Source organism: Mangrovibacterium lignilyticum (assembly GCF_010882175.1).
Taxonomy (GTDB): Bacteria; Bacteroidota; Bacteroidia; order Bacteroidales; family Prolixibacteraceae; genus Mangrovibacterium; species Mangrovibacterium lignilyticum.
This window is the reverse complement of sequence record NZ_WKLH01000006.1, coordinates 229,940-246,771: the sequence shown is the minus strand read 5'-3', so window position 1 is coordinate 246,771 and position 16,832 is coordinate 229,940. Positions and strand designations below refer to the sequence as shown.

13 protein-coding genes are annotated in these 16,832 nt (G+C 41.6%); 11 read left to right on the top strand and 2 right to left on the bottom strand.

The features are described 5' to 3' along the window. Positions 1-60: 60 nt before the first annotated feature. From GJV22_RS21170 to GJV22_RS21130, 9 genes are all read left to right on the top strand, one after another. Positions 61-885, top strand: a complete 825-nt coding sequence (locus tag GJV22_RS21170; protein WP_163718432.1) for a hypothetical protein — start codon at positions 61-63, stop codon at positions 883-885. Further along, positions 882-2,879, top strand: a complete 1,998-nt coding sequence (locus GJV22_RS21165) for a hypothetical protein (RefSeq protein WP_205461987.1) — start codon at positions 882-884, stop codon at positions 2,877-2,879. Before GJV22_RS21170 ends, GJV22_RS21165 begins: the two co-directional genes overlap by 4 nt. 37 nt (positions 2,880-2,916) lie before the next feature. Further along, entirely contained in the window at positions 2,917-4,080 is a 1,164-nt protein-coding gene (locus GJV22_RS21160; RefSeq protein ID WP_163718428.1) for a 1-acyl-sn-glycerol-3-phosphate acyltransferase, read from the top strand. Positions 4,081-4,276: 196 nt separating this feature from the next. After that, a complete protein-coding gene (locus GJV22_RS21155; protein ID WP_163718426.1) occupies positions 4,277-5,716 on the top strand; it encodes a sodium/proline symporter in 1,440 nt (479 codons plus the stop codon). A gap of 204 nt (positions 5,717-5,920) precedes the next feature. Then, complete coding sequence (locus tag GJV22_RS21150; RefSeq protein ID WP_163718424.1) at positions 5,921-6,505, top strand: hypothetical protein; 585 nt, start codon at positions 5,921-5,923, stop codon at positions 6,503-6,505. Positions 6,506-6,870: 365 nt separating this feature from the next. Then, entirely contained in the window at positions 6,871-7,848 is a 978-nt protein-coding gene (locus GJV22_RS21145; protein WP_163718422.1) for a sugar-transfer associated ATP-grasp domain-containing protein, read from the top strand. A gap of 360 nt (positions 7,849-8,208) precedes the next feature. Further along, on the top strand, positions 8,209-9,288 hold the full coding sequence (locus tag GJV22_RS21140) for a sugar-transfer associated ATP-grasp domain-containing protein (RefSeq protein ID WP_163718420.1): 1,080 nt from the start codon (positions 8,209-8,211) through the stop codon (positions 9,286-9,288). A 100-nt stretch (positions 9,289-9,388) separates the two neighbouring features. Continuing rightward, positions 9,389-9,892, top strand: a complete 504-nt coding sequence (locus tag GJV22_RS21135) for a DUF4251 domain-containing protein (protein ID WP_163718419.1) — start codon at positions 9,389-9,391, stop codon at positions 9,890-9,892. Between the two features lie 291 nt (positions 9,893-10,183). Continuing rightward, positions 10,184-10,681, top strand: a complete 498-nt coding sequence (locus tag GJV22_RS21130; protein ID WP_163718416.1) for a DUF4251 domain-containing protein — start codon at positions 10,184-10,186, stop codon at positions 10,679-10,681. 74 nt (positions 10,682-10,755) lie between these two features. On the opposite strand, the gene GJV22_RS21125 is transcribed toward GJV22_RS21130, so the two are convergent. Beyond that, a complete protein-coding gene (locus GJV22_RS21125) occupies positions 10,756-11,976 on the bottom strand; it encodes a uracil-xanthine permease family protein (protein WP_205461986.1) in 1,221 nt (406 codons plus the stop codon). Between the two features lie 32 nt (positions 11,977-12,008). Then, positions 12,009-13,730: a single-stranded-DNA-specific exonuclease RecJ gene (recJ, locus tag GJV22_RS21120; protein ID WP_163718414.1), complete on the bottom strand. Its 1,722-nt coding sequence runs from the start codon at positions 13,728-13,730 to the stop codon at positions 12,009-12,011. A 309-nt stretch (positions 13,731-14,039) separates the two neighbouring features. On the opposite strand from recJ, the gene lysS reads away from it, so the two are divergent. Both lysS and GJV22_RS21110 read left to right on the top strand, forming a co-directional pair. Then, positions 14,040-15,761, top strand: coding sequence for a lysine--tRNA ligase (lysS, locus tag GJV22_RS21115; protein ID WP_163718411.1), 1,722 nt, complete (start codon positions 14,040-14,042; stop codon positions 15,759-15,761). Positions 15,762-15,779: 18 nt separating this feature from the next. Beyond that, a complete protein-coding gene (locus GJV22_RS21110; RefSeq protein WP_163718409.1) occupies positions 15,780-16,775 on the top strand; it encodes an NAD(P)H-dependent glycerol-3-phosphate dehydrogenase in 996 nt (331 codons plus the stop codon). Positions 16,776-16,832 lie beyond the last annotated feature (57 nt).

Sequence of the window (16,832 nt, the reverse complement as noted above, 5' to 3'; positions counted from 1 at the left end):
TGTAACTTGACATAAGTGCAGGTTTGAGAAGGGTGGACCGAAAGGTTAACCCTTTTTTTTATGTATGGATATCTAAGCAAACAATTAATTTTCTACATTTTCAGTCTTCTGTTCCTGGTGAAGGTGAATGCTCAGGAGGCACCAATGATTCCGGCTTCGCTGCAAGCGTTGGGAGGGAGTGGTGTTAGTTTGGGAGGTGCTGAACCTGTTGTCTTGAACCCTTCTTCGGCCTCATTGTCTGGTTTCACAGGAGGAATAACGTACTCCAATCGATTTCTACTGGAAGATCTCTCGTCCGTTTCTGTTGTTATGGTCATTCCTGTGGCGAAAAGCCGTTTCCTTGCCTCAGTAGGACAGTTCGGGAATGATGCTTTTCGCGAAACTCAATTGGGGATTGGTTTGGCAAAGGCATTCGGAGAGCGTTTTTCAGGAGGAATTCAATTTTACTATTTTAATTTGAAAATGGCCGAGTCGGTGCAAAATCCAGCATTAGTCACTTTCAATATTGGACTGCAATACCGCCATAACAGCTATGGTTTTGGGCTTTCTTTTTTTAATCCGATGGGATTGGAAATGAATTCAACTGATTTTAATCGCGATTACCCTTTGGTTATTCGGTTCGGTGCCCATAAGGTTTTTCAGGAAGATTTTTTGGTGCTGTCCCAACTGTCCTATGATGATGAGCAAAATGTAACAGTGCATTTTGGATTGCAGTATTATGTGCTTCGACAGTTTTGTATTCGGGCTGGTTTTCAAACTAAAAGTCCCGGTTGGTCAATGGGGCTTGGTTACCTGACTAGGAGAATGCAATCCGATATTGCTTTCTCCTATCACGAGTATCTCGGTTTTTCGCCTTCCATCTCACTTTATTTTAAACGCCCATGAAAAAACTGTTTATGCTATTCTTGATTTTACACGGTGCCGTTTTTGTATTAGCACAGCAGGCAAACATGTCTCTACAAGACAAACTTCAAACACTGCTTGAACAGGTTTTTGAAAAGAATGAAAATACGGATGTCGAGCAATTGCTGCAGGATTTAATTGATTTGAATGAGAACCCGATTCATGTGGACAATGCTGTTGTCAACGATTTTTCGTCTTTGTTTATTCTTTCACCGTTACAGGTTGAAGCTCTATTGAATTACCGCGATCAGTATGGACCAATTCTCACAGCCTACGAGCTTGTTGCCATTGACGGGTTTAACGCGAACCTGGCTGAGTTAGCCTCCTATTTTTTAGATTTCGGAGTCGATTTTAGCCCAGTCATTCGCCGGAGAACAAAGCAGGAACTGTTGATGAGGGGAACTCGTTTGGTTGAGCATCAGGCTGGGTTTAAAACGAGAAAGTTTGAAGGTTCACCGAATAAATTGTATTTGCGCTACCGTCTCAATTCAAATCACGTTCAATTAGGCTTTACCGGAGAAAAAGATGCAGGCGAGAGCTTTTTTAGCCGCTCGAATCCCAACGGATTTGATTATAACAGTGGATTTTTGCGCTTTGAATTTGGGCGGAAGCAATCCTCACTCGTTGTTGGTGATTATGTGGTTCAATGGGGGCAAGGGCTCACAATGTGGCAGGGGTTCGAGATGGGGAAGTCGACAGATGTAGACCAAATTTCGAGATTTAACCAGGGAATAAGGCCGTATTCGTCGACAGAGGAAAATAGTTACATGCGAGGTGTTGCCGGTGATTTGCAGTTTGGGAAATTTCATTTTCAGCCTTTGCTTTCGTACAAAAAGTTTGATGCGAATACGGATAGTATTGAGGATCGGAAGGTTTTCACGTCATTTCAAACAAGTGGCCTGCATCGAACCGATTCGGAAATTGAAGATAAAAATTCGGTTTATGCTTTGGTTGGTGGAGCGCATATTACTTACAAGCCGGGACGGTTGGAAATTGGTGTGTCGGGAGTTCATACCAAATATCAATTTCCATTGGAGCGAGCCGATGCCTTGTATAATCAATTCCTGTATGAAGGGAAACAGATTACAAATGTGGGGCTGGATTACCGGTACAGTCTGAATCGGTTGTATCTTTTTGGTGAGATGGCATCTTCATTTAGAGGGGTGGCAGCTTTAAACGGATTCATCTTCCAACCTGTCGGACAGGTTTCCTTTTCTGGTTTGTACCGAAATATAAGCAAAAAGTATAATTCTTCGGCGGCGGCTGCGTTTACCGAAAATAGCCGGGTAAACGACGAGGAGGGTCTGTTTCTGGGGCTGCGGGTTTTGCCTGCTTCCAAATTAAGTTTGAATGCCTATGCGGATTTTTTTCAATACAAATGGATAAAATACACGACAGCTTTTCCGGGAAAAGGGCATGAGTTCATGCTTCGTGCGGACTATACGATCGCCAGGAATTGGCAACTTTACGCGCGTTGCTTCTACGAAAGCAAGCCTTTGAAGGTAAGTTCAGCGGTGGTTCGGTACAACGAACAGCAAATTCGGCGGGGTGTTCGGCTGCAGCTAAGTGGTGATTTAAGTTCGTGTTTTTCGATTCGAACACGGGTTGAACATTCCTACTATGAACATGATCATCACGCTGAAGGATTTATGGTGAGCCAGGATTTGGGTTATCATGGCAAAAATGAGAGGTCAGGATTCTGGTTTCGGGTGGCCTATTTCGACACAGATGACTATGATTCACGTATCTACGCCTACGAGAATGACCTGCTTTTTCAGTTCTCAATACCAGCTTTTTATGGCGAAGGAGTTCGATCTTATGTAAATGGAAAAGTTAAAATTTGTGAAAAAATTGAATGTTGGTTTAAGTGTTCCAGGACCTGGTTTTTGGGTGTAACCTCCCTTGGGAGTGGCGATACAGCGATTGATGGTTCAACCCGGACCGAGGTGAAGCTACAATTAAGGTTTAGGATTTGAATCCCATTTCGTATATTTGCCGCCCTAAATCAACTGAATGAGGGATATGATGTGTTTCGACGATATTCGTCCTTACGAAGATCAAGAAGTTAATCATTACATCAATGTATTATTGAAGGATGATTTGTTCCGTCAGGTATTGTTTTTCATTTTTAATGACGAGCAAAAGGTAAAAGAAGTCAGTGCGATGCTGGCTGGTGTGAATTCAATTAATGAGTTGCAGCTGAAATTTATGTACCCTTTAATTGAGGACTGGATTATCACGCGGACGACCAGCGGTGTGACCTACAGCGGAATTGAAAATCTGGATAAGTCACAGAGTTACCTTTTTATTTCAAACCACCGGGATATAATTCTTGATTCGGCTATTCTAAACTATATTGTTGTGAATGCCGGAATGAATACCACCGAAGTAGCAATTGGCAATAATTTGCTGATTTACGATTGGATCCAACATATCGTGAAGCTGAACCGGGCTTTTGTTGTTAAAAGGAATCTTCCTGTTCGGGAGTTACTGGTAGCATCAAAAACACTTTCGCAATATATTCGGAAAACCATAACCGAAGATAATATGTCGGTATGGATTGCGCAGCGTGAGGGACGTACCAAAGATGGTTGTGATCAAACGCAGCAAGCACTGTTGAAAATGTTAAACCTGAGTAATTCAGGCGATTTTGAAAGTGGTTTCCGGGAGCTGAAAATCGTTCCGTTATCTATTTCATATGAACGTGAACCTTGTGGTATTTCCAAAGTGGAGGAGATTTATAAACGCGAACGCGAAGGCTTTGTTAAAACACAAGCTGACGACCTGAAAAGTATGGCCTTTGGTTTGACCCGTCCGAAAGGAAGAGTCCATTTTGCGTTTGGAAAGCCAATTGATGCACAACTGGATAAAATTGCACAGGCTGAGAATCCGCAGGAAAGTATCCAGCAGTTGGCCGATCATATTGACGCTTGCATCTTCCGGAATTATAAGTTGTGGCCCTATAATTACTTGGCCGCCGATATGTTGTCGGAGGACGGGAAATACGGCAAAGAGATTGATGAATCATGCAAAGCAAAGTTTAATGAGTTGTTGGATGATTTGGTAAAAACCATTGGCGGTGGTGATCCTGAATGCCAGAAAAAATTGTTTATGAAAATGTATGCGAATCCGCTGCTGAATGCAGAGCGGGTGTGCAAATCGAAAATACTTTCTTAAATCAAACCGGAGTGCTACTCCGGTTTTTTTTTGCTCTTATTTTTAGCATAGCCTTTTGGGCTTCCTTCCCAGAGAATTATAAGGTGGATTGACTTCTTCTTTCCCTTGTGTTATTAATTTGAATTCACTTAGGTTGATTTTTGTTTGTTTGTAAATCATGATCTATTTTTAGTGAAACCCCTTGAAGTAGATTCAAATGATTGCCGTTTTCGTCCTTTACCTTGTTGTATTGATGGGTATTGTATTTTACTCATCCAAGCGGTCAAAGACCAATGAAGATTATGTGATTGGCGGTAAGAAAATCTCCGGATTTTCGCTGGCACTTTCCGAGCGGGCAACGGGTGAATCGGCTTGGTTGTTGTTGGGGTTAACGGGGCACGCTTATGCCGAAGGCTGGAGCGCGATGTGGGTAGCTGCCGGTTGTGTGCTGGGTATTTTGTTCTTGTGGTTTTTCATGGCTGCTCCCTTGCAGAAATACGCTTCTCAAACAAAGGCGCTAACTGTTCCCGGTTTGTTTAGTTATCGGTTTCCGGGTAGCGAGAAGAGAACAGGGATGATCAGTTCTGCCATTATCATCTTCTTTTTTATCCTTTACATTGCTGCACAATTTAGTGGAGCCGGAAAAATCTTTCACGACACATTTGGTATTGATCCGTTTTGGGGAATGGTCATCGGCTCGTTGTTGGTAACCATATATACTATGTTGGGCGGTTTTATTACGGTTGTAGCAACAGATGCATTTCAGGCTGTTCTGATGGTCGTTACGTGTGTTGTTTTGCCAATCGTAGCCTTCTTTGTTTTTGCTGAACATCATGTTGATTGGACTGATTCGCTCGCACTACGTGCTGAATCCACCCCTGAGGATTATTCTGCTATAAATTGGTTGTTCATATTGAACGGGTTGAGCTGGGCGTTTGGTTACACGGGGCAGCCTCAGCTGTTGACCCGGATGATGGCCATGCGAAATCAAAAAGACGCCATTCAGGCGCGTTGGTTGGCCGTTGTATGGACGATGTTGGCTTATGGAGGTGCTTTCCTGATTGGTATCATTGGATATCGTTTGGTACAGATGGGGCTGGTGGGAGATGCTGCCGCAGAACTGGCTCAAGATTCAGAGAAGATTTTGCCGGTTATGGTCGTGACGCTCTTAAACCCAATTTTAGCTGGAATTTTGCTTTCCGGTGCAGTGTCCGCCATGATGTCAACGGCATCATCACAGTTGATGGTTGCTTCTTCGGCTATTAGCGAAGACTTGTTTGCGAACCTGAGTTACCGGCAAATGAGTGAAAAACGGATGTTACGGTTGAATAAATGGTTGACGCTTCTTGTTGGGCTGTTCGCCTTTTTGCTGGCGATATCGATGGAAGATACCGTATATGGCTTGGTGTCGTATGCCTGGTCGGGAATTGGAGCTGCCTTCGGTCCGGCTGTTTTGTTGCTTCTATTTTGGAAGCGCTTTTCTCGTTCAGGCGTTTATGGCAGTTTGATTACCGGTACAGTTTCAGCGGTCGTTTGGAAAACCTTTTTTGCTGATCCTACAGGAATATCAGAGCGTTTGGCCAGTTATGTATTGGCCTTTACCGCAGCTTTGGTGTTTTCTATTCTCTTTCCCGAGAAAGAAAGAAAAAGATTGTAATCTGTTCATAGCCTGCATGCTGGTTTTTTTAGGACTTTCGATTGCATTAAGACTGAATGTCCTTGAATGATTTGATGTTTTATGAAATGTATTCGGGGATAAACTGATTTATAATTGAAATGACCAATTGGAATGGTGTTGTTAAACGGGAGGAATTCCGTAAATTTATAGTGATCCGAATTTAAACTCATAAAAACAACCCGAATGAAAGCAATTTATTTTTCGATTGTATTCCTGATTGTCTCAATAAGTACTTTTGCTCAACAGCTAGATCAGGCTCAACAGTCGGATACCGTGATCGTGAAGGAACAGCACCAGGTTGAGGAAAAGCCAAAGTTTGATAAGAGCAAGATTTATTATGGCGGTTACGTCAATTTATCCTTTGGCAGGGTGACCTCGGTAGGAGTCGCTCCGCTTATCGGGTACAAGCTTAGTCCAAAGTTATCGGTTGGAACTCAGTTGTCCTATGAGTATTTTAAGGACAAGCGATATGCATCAGATTACAGTTCGTCCAACTATGGGGTTAGTTTCTTTAGCCGGTACCGAATTTTTAGTTCACTCTATGCTCACGTCGAATATGAGGCGATGAATTACGAACTCTATAATTTGATGGGAGGGAGTAGTCGCGAATGGGTGAATTTTTTGTTTGTCGGTGGAGGATACAGTAAGCCGATTTCTCAAAACGTGTGGTTAAATGCCCAGGTGTTGTTTGATGTTTTGCAAGATAAAGATTCACCATACAACGATTGGGAACCTTTTTATAGCATCGGTTTTGGAGTTGGTTTTTGATATCCTTGTACACACATTTCTTCGTGATATCTATAATTTGGTGTTTCGTTTTTTTTTGACAACTCTCATGTTGTTTTCTGGTTGGGTTTCAATATCATACAAGTATAGTCAAGTAAGGGAGAAGGTCGTTTATTGTCTTTTTAATAGCTATTCCCGGATAATATTATCAAAATAGTGTTGAAATTACCCATAGTTCAACATAGAATACTTCGTGGTCTTTTTTATTTCTTTGTATAAACGAACAACAACTAAAATTTTTAGCTATGGGGAAGTCAGTAGATATTGCCAAAAAAGTTCTGGTTAAAGCCAAGTGGACGAGGTATCACTTTTTGCAAAATAAAACGGCTAATGAGGTTCTTCAGGAAGTGGAAAAGCAGAAAGGTAAAACAAAGCAAAGCATTATAGGGCAGTGCGACAAATATGCGAAAGAGCGATTTGGGAGTAAGATTTATGCTCCTTGGTTGTATGCTTATTCGGCCATTGCTGGTGAGTTTAGAGATGGGTGGATTCCTGATAATTATTTTGGCCGGTATATGGTTCCGATGTTACAGGGTGACTATGGCGATGTGTCTTTTTTAAAACCCCTGACTCGAAATTTATTTCAGTCCAATTTATTTCCTGATATTGGAGCTTATGTGAATGGTATTTGGCTTGATTCGAAACTTGAAGTTATTCCGGAGGCAAAGGTAGCTGAATATCTTTTTCGAAGAAGTGATAAAATCGTATATAAAGCAGACAATGAGCCTTTTCAGGGGTTGGGCGTTTACTTTTTAAAAAAATCAACTTTTGATATGAAAAAGATTAAGGTAGCGGGGAACGGAGTCTTTCAGGAATATATCCAACAACATCCTTTTTTTGAGGAGATTATGCCTGGTTCGGTTGCCACCATACGAATAACGACCGTTATAGATCTGTTTGGTAATGTATCTGTTCGTTCTTCTATTTTGCGTGTGGGGCGGACTGCTGAATCTCATGTCCTTGCAAAAACCGAGATTAGAATCACTTCTGATCTAATATCCGGTGAGTTGAGTCCAGTCGTTTATCTTCCGAACTTTCAGACTACTGATAGGCATCCTGATACGAGTTATATGTTTTCAGGGAAACGACTGCCTTTTTTTGATAAATGTATTGATGCAGTTTGTAGCCTGCATCGTTTATTTCCACAATCACGGTGTATTGGTTGGGACGTAATCGTTGATAAGAATGGCGACGTGAAAATTATGGAATGGAATGGGAAGGGTAATGGCGTCAAGCTAGCTGAAGCTATTCAGGGGCCTTGTTTTGCTAATTTAGACTGGGACAAGCTTCACCTCCGGGAAAAGGAACCAAATCTTTGTTATTGATAGAAGTAATACGGATTTCACTTGAAATATTATTGAAATAAGTTATTTTATTATGCGGTACTAGGTTCGGCTGTTTTTAGAATTCCGAGGAGAGTTTCATTTTTAACATGTGACCTGTTTCTTTTCCCTAAGATTTCAACTTTGCAAATCGGGTTTTCTGGTGCATTGAGTATCGAGGAGTATGAAAATATTCATCATCTGGTTTGTATTGATTTTGATCTTATTCCCAATGTAATGGTCTGATAACAAATATTGGTGAAATTACCCATCATTCAAAATATGTTTATTAATTGGCTTTTCGTTACTTTGTAGAGAGGTTTAAATGAAGAGGGCGTATCGTATAATATGATGTATTTGATTATGGAAAAATCAGTTGAAATTGCAAAAAAACTTGTGTTAAAAGCTAAGTGGAAGAGATATAATATTATTCAAAATGCTGAAGCTAGAAAGACGTTAAAGGAAGTCGAAAAGCATAAAGGTAACTCAAGTGCTGATGTGATAAGAATGTGCGATGAATATGCCCTTGATATATTTGGAAATAAAATGTATGCACCATGGCTTTATGTTTATTCCGTGGTTTCGGGAACGTTTAAAGAGGGGTGGATCCCCGATAATTATTATGGGAGATATATTGTTCCTTCTTGGATGGGAGATTACGGGAATACTTCATTCCTTAAGCCATTTTCAAAGAACATATTGAATTCTAATTTGTTTCCAGATATTGGTTGTTATGTTAATGGGCTTTGGTTGAACGAAAATTTGGAGGTAGTTAAAGAGGGTGTAATTGTGGACTGTCTTTTTAAAAATAGTGAAAAAATAGTCTTTAAGACAGAAAGGAATTCATATCAAGGGAGAGGAGTGCATTTTTTTACTAAGAGAGATTTTGATATGTATGAAATCAAATCATTAGGGAATGGTGTCTTTCAAGAGTACATAGAGCAGAATGAGGTCTTAGCAGAGATAATGCCTGATTCTGTTGCGACAATTCGAATTACTACTCTATTTGAGGAAACTGGCGATATTTCGGTTCGATCATGTTATTTAAGGTTGGGGAGATCATCTCAAACACATATTTTACGAGACACCGAGATCGCAGTTAATGTCGATCGAGGTACTGGGACGTTAAATAGCGATGCCTATCTTTCAGACTATTCACTTGTTAAATATCACCCAGACACATTGGTCACTTTTGCGGATAAAAGGATTCCCTCATTTGAAAAATGTGTTGAAGCAGCTGTCATTTTACATAGAAAGATACCTCAAGTTAGGTATATTGGGTGGGATATGACTGTCGATAGAAATGATAACGTTCGAATAATGGAATGGAATGGTGGACATACTGATATAAAGTTCTCTGAAGCGACAGTTGGGCCCTGTTTTGCTGATTTGGGCTGGGAGCAAATGTGGAGAGGTCAGAAATTAGCTGAAACAGAATTCTGATTTTACGGTATAAAATAATTGACAGCCTGAAAGCTGGTAATGGTTCAAATGTGGCATTGGTTTTGCTTAAATGAAAATAAATCAATTAAATAACCAAATTATGCGATATGCTGTAATAATGCTGCTGGTTTTGATGCTTGGTTTTCAAACTGGCTTTGCTCAAAAATTGACACGTAAAGAGCGCAAAGAACAAAAGGTTGCAGAAGTGAAAGAGTTGATTGATTCCGGAGACTATATCTTTATTGCCCGTTCCGCAAATCCGATGTCCGGGCGTAAAATAGATTTGACTTCAACTTATGAATTGCAATTCAAAGGAGATTCCGTTCATTGCTATTTGCCTTATTTCGGGCGGGCTTATCAAGCTCCTTATGGTGGTGGGGAAGGAGGTATTAAGTTTGATGAAGTAGTCGATGATGTGAAAACGGAGTACAATGACCGCAAACAGTCGTATGATGTTCGATTTGAGGTGAAAACAGAAGTGGACACTTATACCCTGTATTTAAATGTTGGTCTGAGTGGATACGGAAATCTGAATGTTAATTCGAACAACAGGCAAAGTATCAGCTATTATGGAGTTGTTGAGGCTCTACCTAAAAAGAAATAGCCGTTATCTCGTATTTCGGTTGGACCGAGCATGGGGTGCTATCAATATGACTCTTGCTCTTCATGTTGATAAGCAAATGGCCAGGAGTCGTACTTATGTTTAGCCATCCTGGAAGTTTTATTTTCATAATCTATCATTTTGTGGTTTTGTAAGTTTCATTCTTCTAGGCGGTAACATGAGTATAAGTGAAATCCTGCTAAAAGTCATGTGTTTTATGTCTAGTTTAGATTGTTTCTAATAATATTTGGCATTTATTTTGAGTTCTTCAATAGAATGCTTAATACATGTATTATGAAAACCTATGGAGTTTTATTTTTAGTTTTGATGCTTAGTTTGAGTAGTGTTTGTGCTCAGGCTTTTTCGGGAAATGGGAAGAACGGAAAATCAGAAGAAATAAAATCCTTGGTAGAATCCGGTGAGTTATTGTTTACCGCAGAATATGCCTTCAAACGTTCAGGGCAAAAGGTGCCATTGCCGTATGGTTATGATTTGAGAATTGATCATAGTTTTATCGCGAGTTGGTTGCCATCATTAGAACGCTCTTTTGGCGAATCTGTTGAGCGATTTCAGTTTCGGGAATATGCCCGCAGTGCCAATGTGGTGTACGATGAGAGAAACCGTGTTTATCAACTTTCTTTCGATGTTGAGACTGATTCTGATAATTTGCTTGTTCAAATTCGAATTGGCGAAGACGGACGGGCAACTTTGACGATGATCTCGAATAATCGGGAAGCTGTTTCTTATGAAGGTGTGGTGGAAACTAGCCCGGTTCGTAACAGAAGCATTTAGCTAAACCGGTAAAACAACAGAGGCCGTTTCAGGAATATGAAACGGCCTCTGTTAGTAATATAAGCTTCAGTAGCTTAATCTTCAGTAATCTGAACTTCCTTCGATTCTCCAGGAAGGATAAGATTCAAGAGAATTCCAACGACAGCAGCCAACCCGATTCCTGCCAGTGAAAAATTACCCCAAGATATTACGGCACCACCAATACCTACGGTTAATACTACTGATACAATAACCTGGTTGCGTGTTTGGGTCATATCTGTTTTGGAGTCAATCAGCGTTTTGATTCCGACAGAGGCAATCAATCCGAACAGTAAGAGCATAATTCCACCCAAAACTGCTTGAGGGATCGTTTTCAGGATGCCACTGACTTTCCCAATCAGTGAAAAAACGATTGCTGTTATCGCGGAGATACGAAGGATAAATGGATTTGTCACTTTGGTCAGACTGATCGCTCCGGTAACTTCAGAATAAGTTGTGTTGGGAACACCGCCAAAGAATCCGGCTAAACTGGTTGCAACACCATCGCCCAGCAGCGTGCGGTGCAAACCCGGGTTCTCGATGAAGTTCTTTTCAGCAACACCACCAATCGCGTACATATCGCCCACATGCTCAATAATGGGAGCAATAGCCACTGGGATCATATATAAAATGGCTCCCCAACTAAATTGAGGAGTCGTGAAGGCAGGTAATCCAAGCCAGGCAGCTTCTTTTATCGGTGAAAAATCGATTACTCCTAGAAAGAGTCCGGTGATATATCCAACGATGATTCCCACGAAAATCGGAATAAGTTTGATGATTCCTTTGGTGAAAACAACGACAACGATTGCCGTTAATAAACTTACAGAAGCAATGATCCAGTTTGTTTTAGCCATATCGACAGCCGCACTGGCTAACGATAAACCAATTATCATGATTACAGGACCAACTACTGAAGCAGGAAATAGCCGTTCTACAAATGTTAAGCCTCTCAATTTAATTAAGCCGGAAACAACACCGTAGACCAGACCAACTGCAATTATTCCCGAGAATGTGCCGGGAAGTCCGTATAATCTGGTTGATTCGATGATGGGGGCAATGAACGCAAAACTACTGCCCAGGAAAACAGGAACCATTCCTTTGGTAATTAAATGAAATAGAAGAGTGCCAACGCCTGCAGTAAATAAGGCGACTGAAGGATCGATGCCAACTAATAGTGGAACTAAAACGGTAGCACCGAAGGCAACAAATAAAAACTGAACGCCCAAAACCATATTCCTTGGCGTGAATTGATTTTGGCCTTTACTTAATACATTCATAGGGATTAATTTAGGATATGTAAAAACAGGATCTAATATATTTTGGCTTCAATGTCGCGGATGTATAGCTGCAAGTTGGTTTTACCCCTGAATTCATTCTCCGAGATAGTGTATAAAATATCAAAAGGAAGCCCTTGGCTGATCGCATCAAAATGGTTGGCCTGGTTGAAGGCAATGGCAGAAAAAATGGAAGAATTTCCGGTTGGCTCTACCAAGTCTAATTTCAGGTGTTCCTGGTTGCGCCCCACACAGCGGCTGGTTCCATTGTCTAAAACGTTTTCAGTTAAAAACATCGGTGTCATGTTGTGTGGTCCAAAAGGCTCAAACTGCTTTAATATGCGATAGAATTTCGGAGTGATGTCGGACAGTTGAAGTTTGGCATCAGCTTCCAGAATTTCTGTTTTTTGCGACTCTGTGATCGTGTTTTTTACAATTTCCTCAAATCGGCGGGTAAACGCCGGGATATTATCAATTTTCAACGTCAGACCGGCAGCATACATGTGGCCGCCATACGACTCGAGCAAGTCGGAGCATTGACCAATTGCTTCGTATAAATCAAAATCCTTTACAGAGCGAGCTGATCCTGTTGCCAACCCGTTTGATTCGGTCAGGATAATCGTTGGTCTGTAATAGTGCTCCGTTAAACGGGAGGCCACAATTCCGACCACGCCTTTGTGCCAGTCGCGGTTGTACAGTACAGTTGAACAGCGTTCGGAATGTACCGGGTCGTGAGCGATCATGTCCAGTGCTTCCTGGGTGATGTCGCGGTCAAGTGTTTTCCGAATTTCGTTGAACGAGTTAATCTCTTCACCTAAAACAATCGATTCGTCTTCATCAGTCATCACCATCATCTCGACCGATTTTTTACCGTGTTCAATCCGGCCCGAAGCGTTGAGGCGAGGCCCGATTTTAAACACAATATCGCTGATGGTCATTTGGTGGCCGACCAGATTTGAAATCTGAATGATCGTTTTCAGCCCGAGGCTCGGATTGCTGTTCAGTTTTTTCAAGCCGTAGTATGCGAGCACCCGGTTTTCACCGGTTACCGGAACAATGTCGGAGGCGATACTCACAACGACCAGATCAAGCAGGTCGTAGAGTTCAACGACGGGAACATCATTCTTTTGAGTGTACGCCTGGATTAACTTAAATCCAACGCCGCATCCGGATAATTCTTTGTACGGATAGCCGCACCCGGGACGTTTGGGATCAAGAACTGCCACTGCATCCGGAATTTGGTCATCCGGGTTATGGTGGTCACAAATAATGAAATCAATTCCTCTTTCCTTAGCTTGTTTTATCTTTTCAATAGCTTTGATTCCACAGTCCAGTACGATAACCAAGGTGAATTTTTCCTCTGCTGCGAAGTCAATGCTACGAGGTGAAATACCGTATCCTTCTGAATATCGATCAGGAATGTAATAATCTAAGTCTTTGATTCGGTTACGCAGAAACTGGTACATTAAGGCAACCGAGGTTGTGCCGTCAACATCGTAGTCACCGTAAATTAATACTTTTTCCTGATTATCGATCGCTTGCTCCATGCGAGCAACTGCTTTGTCCATGTCCTTCATTAAAAAAGGATCGTGCAGGTCGGATAGTTTAGGACGAAAAAAAGACTTGGCTTCATTGAATGATGTAATCCCCCTTTGCGACAATAGGTTGGCGATAACCATATTGACGTTTAGGGCAGCAGATAAATGCTTGATTACATTTATGTCGCCTTGTTCTTTAACTTTCCAGATTTTATCCATTTGATATTGTCGGTGTTCCCTTGGAGATACTTATAATAAAAGATCAAAGATAAAAAATGAACGCTGATCTGGAAACCTAATTTTAATGTCGGAACAAGCTCGTTTACTGATCATCGGATCAAATTTCGCCTAAATTTCACCCGCTCAAACTATTAGGCCTGAGATAAAATTATTAACATTGAAAAGAAAAATACAAACAGCTGATTTCGTTTGTTTTAGTTTGATACGGACAGGAAGTAGGGTTTTTTTAATTCTTATCTTATCTTTGCACAAATTTTTTAGAAGCAGAATTATAATCGATAATTACCAATGAGTACAGCAGAGCTTAGCGAACAGGAAGTGATCAGGAGAAATTCTTTGGCAAAGTTAAGAGAGTTGGGGATTGAGCCGTATCCGGCAGAAGAGTTTCCGGTAAATGCCAAAACAGCCGTGATAAAGGCTGAATTTGAACCTGAAAAGCAAAACTTCCAGGAAGTGGTTTTGGCCGGTCGAATTATGAGCCGCCGAATTATGGGGAAAGCCTCATTCGCTGAAATACAGGACGATTCTGGTCGCATTCAATTGTATATCAACCGGGATGAAATTTGCGCCGGAGAGGATAAAACCCTGTACAACGACGTTTTTAAGAAGTTGCTCGATATTGGTGACATTATCGGAGTGAAAGGTTTTGCCTTCACAACCCAGGTGGGTGAAAAGTCAGTTCATGTAAAAGAACTGGTTTTGCTGAGTAAATCGTTACGTCCGCTGCCGATTGTAAAGGAAAAAGATGGTAAAGTGTATGACGCGTTCACAGACATGGAGCAACGCTACCGGCAGCGCTATGTTGATTTGGTGGTCAATCCGCAGGTGAAAGATGCGTTTATTAAACGCACCAAGATTGTCAATACCATGCGAGAAATGTTCAACGAACATGGTTACCTGGAGGTTGAAACACCAATCTTGCAATCGATTCCGGGTGGAGCAGCTGCCCGTCCGTTTATCACGCATCACAATTCATTAAATATACCGTTGTACCTGCGTATTGCCAACGAGTTATACCTGAAACGGTTGATTGTTGGTGGCTTCGAAGGTGTTTACGAGTTCGCCAAAGATTTCCGTAACGAGGGAATGGACCGTACACACAATCCGGAGTTCACAGTCATGGAAATTTACGTGGCTTACAAAGACTACAAATGGATGATGAACTTCACCGAGGAAATGGTGGAACGTGTGGCTTTGGCATTGCATGGCAAAACTGAATTGCAGGTTGGCGATAAAATGATCGACTTCAAGCGTCCGTATCCTCGCGTAACCATGTACGAAGCCATTAAAGAACATACCGGTTATGATATTGCCGGTAAATCAGAATCGGAATTACGCGAAATCTGCGATAAACTGGAAATAGAGAACGACCCGACAATGGGTAAAGGAAAATTGATTGATGAAATTTTTGGCGAAAAATGTGAGCATCATTACATTCAGCCGACCTTCATTATCGATTATCCGGTAGAAATGTCACCATTGACAAAAAAACACCGTGAACATCCAGAGCTGACAGAACGTTTCGAATTGATGGTAAATGGAAAAGAGTTGGCCAATGCTTACTCGGAGTTGAACGACCCGATTGATCAGCGCGAACGTTTCGAAGATCAGATGACGCTCTCGGAAAAAGGGGATGATGAAGCGATGTTTATCGATCAGGATTTCCTGAGAGCGTTGGAATACGGTATGCCTCCAACATCAGGTATGGGAATCGGGATCGATCGTTTGACGATGTTCATGACCAACAACCTGTCCATTCAGGATGTGCTTTTCTTTCCACAAATGAAACCGGAGAAGAAAGCAGACGCTGATTCGGACGAGAAATTTGAATCTGCCGGAATTCCGGGTGAATGGATTGAAGTTCTTCGTAAGATGGGTTTCAAAAAAGTTGATGCATTAAAAGAAGTAAAAGCCGGAAAGCTGTTTAACGACCTTTGCGGATACAACAAAAAAAATAAACTGGGATTGCAAAATCCATCAATGGAAGAAGTGACCGGTTGGACCGCTTAAACCATTGACCTTGTTAATATGTTTACTGAACCCAAAATAGCAATAGTCGGGAGCGGTAGCTGGGCAACAGCACTGGCTAAAATACTCCTGAACAATGTTGATCGTATTGGCTGGTATTTCCGTAATCCGGATAGTATTGAGCAGTTCAAACGATTTAAACATAACCCTAGTTACTTGAGGGGTGTTGAATTCGATATCAACCGGATTGATTTCTATAGTGACATCAATGAAACGTTTGAAAAATCTGATGTTTTGGTTTTGGCCATTCCGTCAGCCTTTTTAGACCGTTCCTTGTGCGACATGACTGTTGATATCAGTAACAAGTATATTGTTTCGGCAATTAAAGGTATTATTCCGGAAGAGAACCAAATCGTGGGGCAATACCTGAACCAAAAGTTTAAACTGCCGTTTGAACGAATCGGTGTTATCGCCGGACCTTGTCATGCGGAGGAAGTTGCTTTGGAGCGTCTTTCCTATTTGACCATTGCCTGTCCGGATATTCGGCGGGCCCGCGATTTCGCTTTTAAGTTGGAATGTCCCTACATCCGCTCTCATGTGTCGGATGATATTTTCGGAACGGAATATGCTTCTGTACTGAAAAATGTGATTGCCATTGCCTCGGGAATTGTACATGGCTTACGTTACGGCGATAATTTCCAGGCGGTTTTAATTGCAAACGCCATTCAGGAAATAAAGCGCTTTGTTGACAAAGTTCATCCGATTACCCGCGATATCAAAAGTTCAGCCTATTTAGGCGATTTATTGGTGACTGCGTATTCTCAGTTCTCACGAAATCGCACCTTTGGAACCATGATTGGAAAAGGCTATACCACCCGGACAGCTCAACTGGAAATGCATATGGTTGCCGAGGGGTATTACGCGACAAAATCCATTCATGAAATTAACCTGGAATACAAAGTTAATTTGCCGATTTGCGAGGCTGTTTACAATATTTTGTATGCCGGCGAAAATCCTGCAGCCGAAATGCGTCTGTTAACGGAACGGCTTCGGTAACAGATGAAGCTTATTAAGCAGGGCTGGACTGAAGACTTTTTCGGGACGACTTCGTTT

What these genes read in the sequence shown, in the direction of transcription:
- GJV22_RS21170 (WP_163718432.1), top strand. Translation starts at nt 61, where the DNA reads ATGTATGGATATCTAAGCAAACAATTAATTTTCTACATTTTCAGTCTT.
- GJV22_RS21165 (WP_205461987.1), top strand. Translation starts at nt 882, where the DNA reads ATGAAAAAACTGTTTATGCTATTCTTGATTTTACACGGTGCCGTTTTT.
- GJV22_RS21160 (WP_163718428.1), top strand. Translation starts at nt 2,917, where the DNA reads ATGAGGGATATGATGTGTTTCGACGATATTCGTCCTTACGAAGATCAA.
- GJV22_RS21155 (WP_163718426.1), top strand. Translation starts at nt 4,277, where the DNA reads ATGATTGCCGTTTTCGTCCTTTACCTTGTTGTATTGATGGGTATTGTA.
- GJV22_RS21150 (WP_163718424.1), top strand. Translation starts at nt 5,921, where the DNA reads ATGAAAGCAATTTATTTTTCGATTGTATTCCTGATTGTCTCAATAAGT.
- GJV22_RS21140 (WP_163718420.1), top strand. Translation starts at nt 8,209, where the DNA reads ATGGAAAAATCAGTTGAAATTGCAAAAAAACTTGTGTTAAAAGCTAAG.
- GJV22_RS21135 (WP_163718419.1), top strand. Translation starts at nt 9,389, where the DNA reads ATGCGATATGCTGTAATAATGCTGCTGGTTTTGATGCTTGGTTTTCAA.
- GJV22_RS21130 (WP_163718416.1), top strand. Translation starts at nt 10,184, where the DNA reads ATGAAAACCTATGGAGTTTTATTTTTAGTTTTGATGCTTAGTTTGAGT.
- GJV22_RS21125 (WP_205461986.1), bottom strand. Translation starts at nt 11,976, where the DNA reads ATGAATGTATTAAGTAAAGGCCAAAATCAATTCACGCCAAGGAATATG.
- recJ (WP_163718414.1), bottom strand. Translation starts at nt 13,730, where the DNA reads ATGGATAAAATCTGGAAAGTTAAAGAACAAGGCGACATAAATGTAATC.
- lysS (WP_163718411.1), top strand. Translation starts at nt 14,040, where the DNA reads ATGAGTACAGCAGAGCTTAGCGAACAGGAAGTGATCAGGAGAAATTCT.
- GJV22_RS21110 (WP_163718409.1), top strand. Translation starts at nt 15,780, where the DNA reads ATGTTTACTGAACCCAAAATAGCAATAGTCGGGAGCGGTAGCTGGGCA.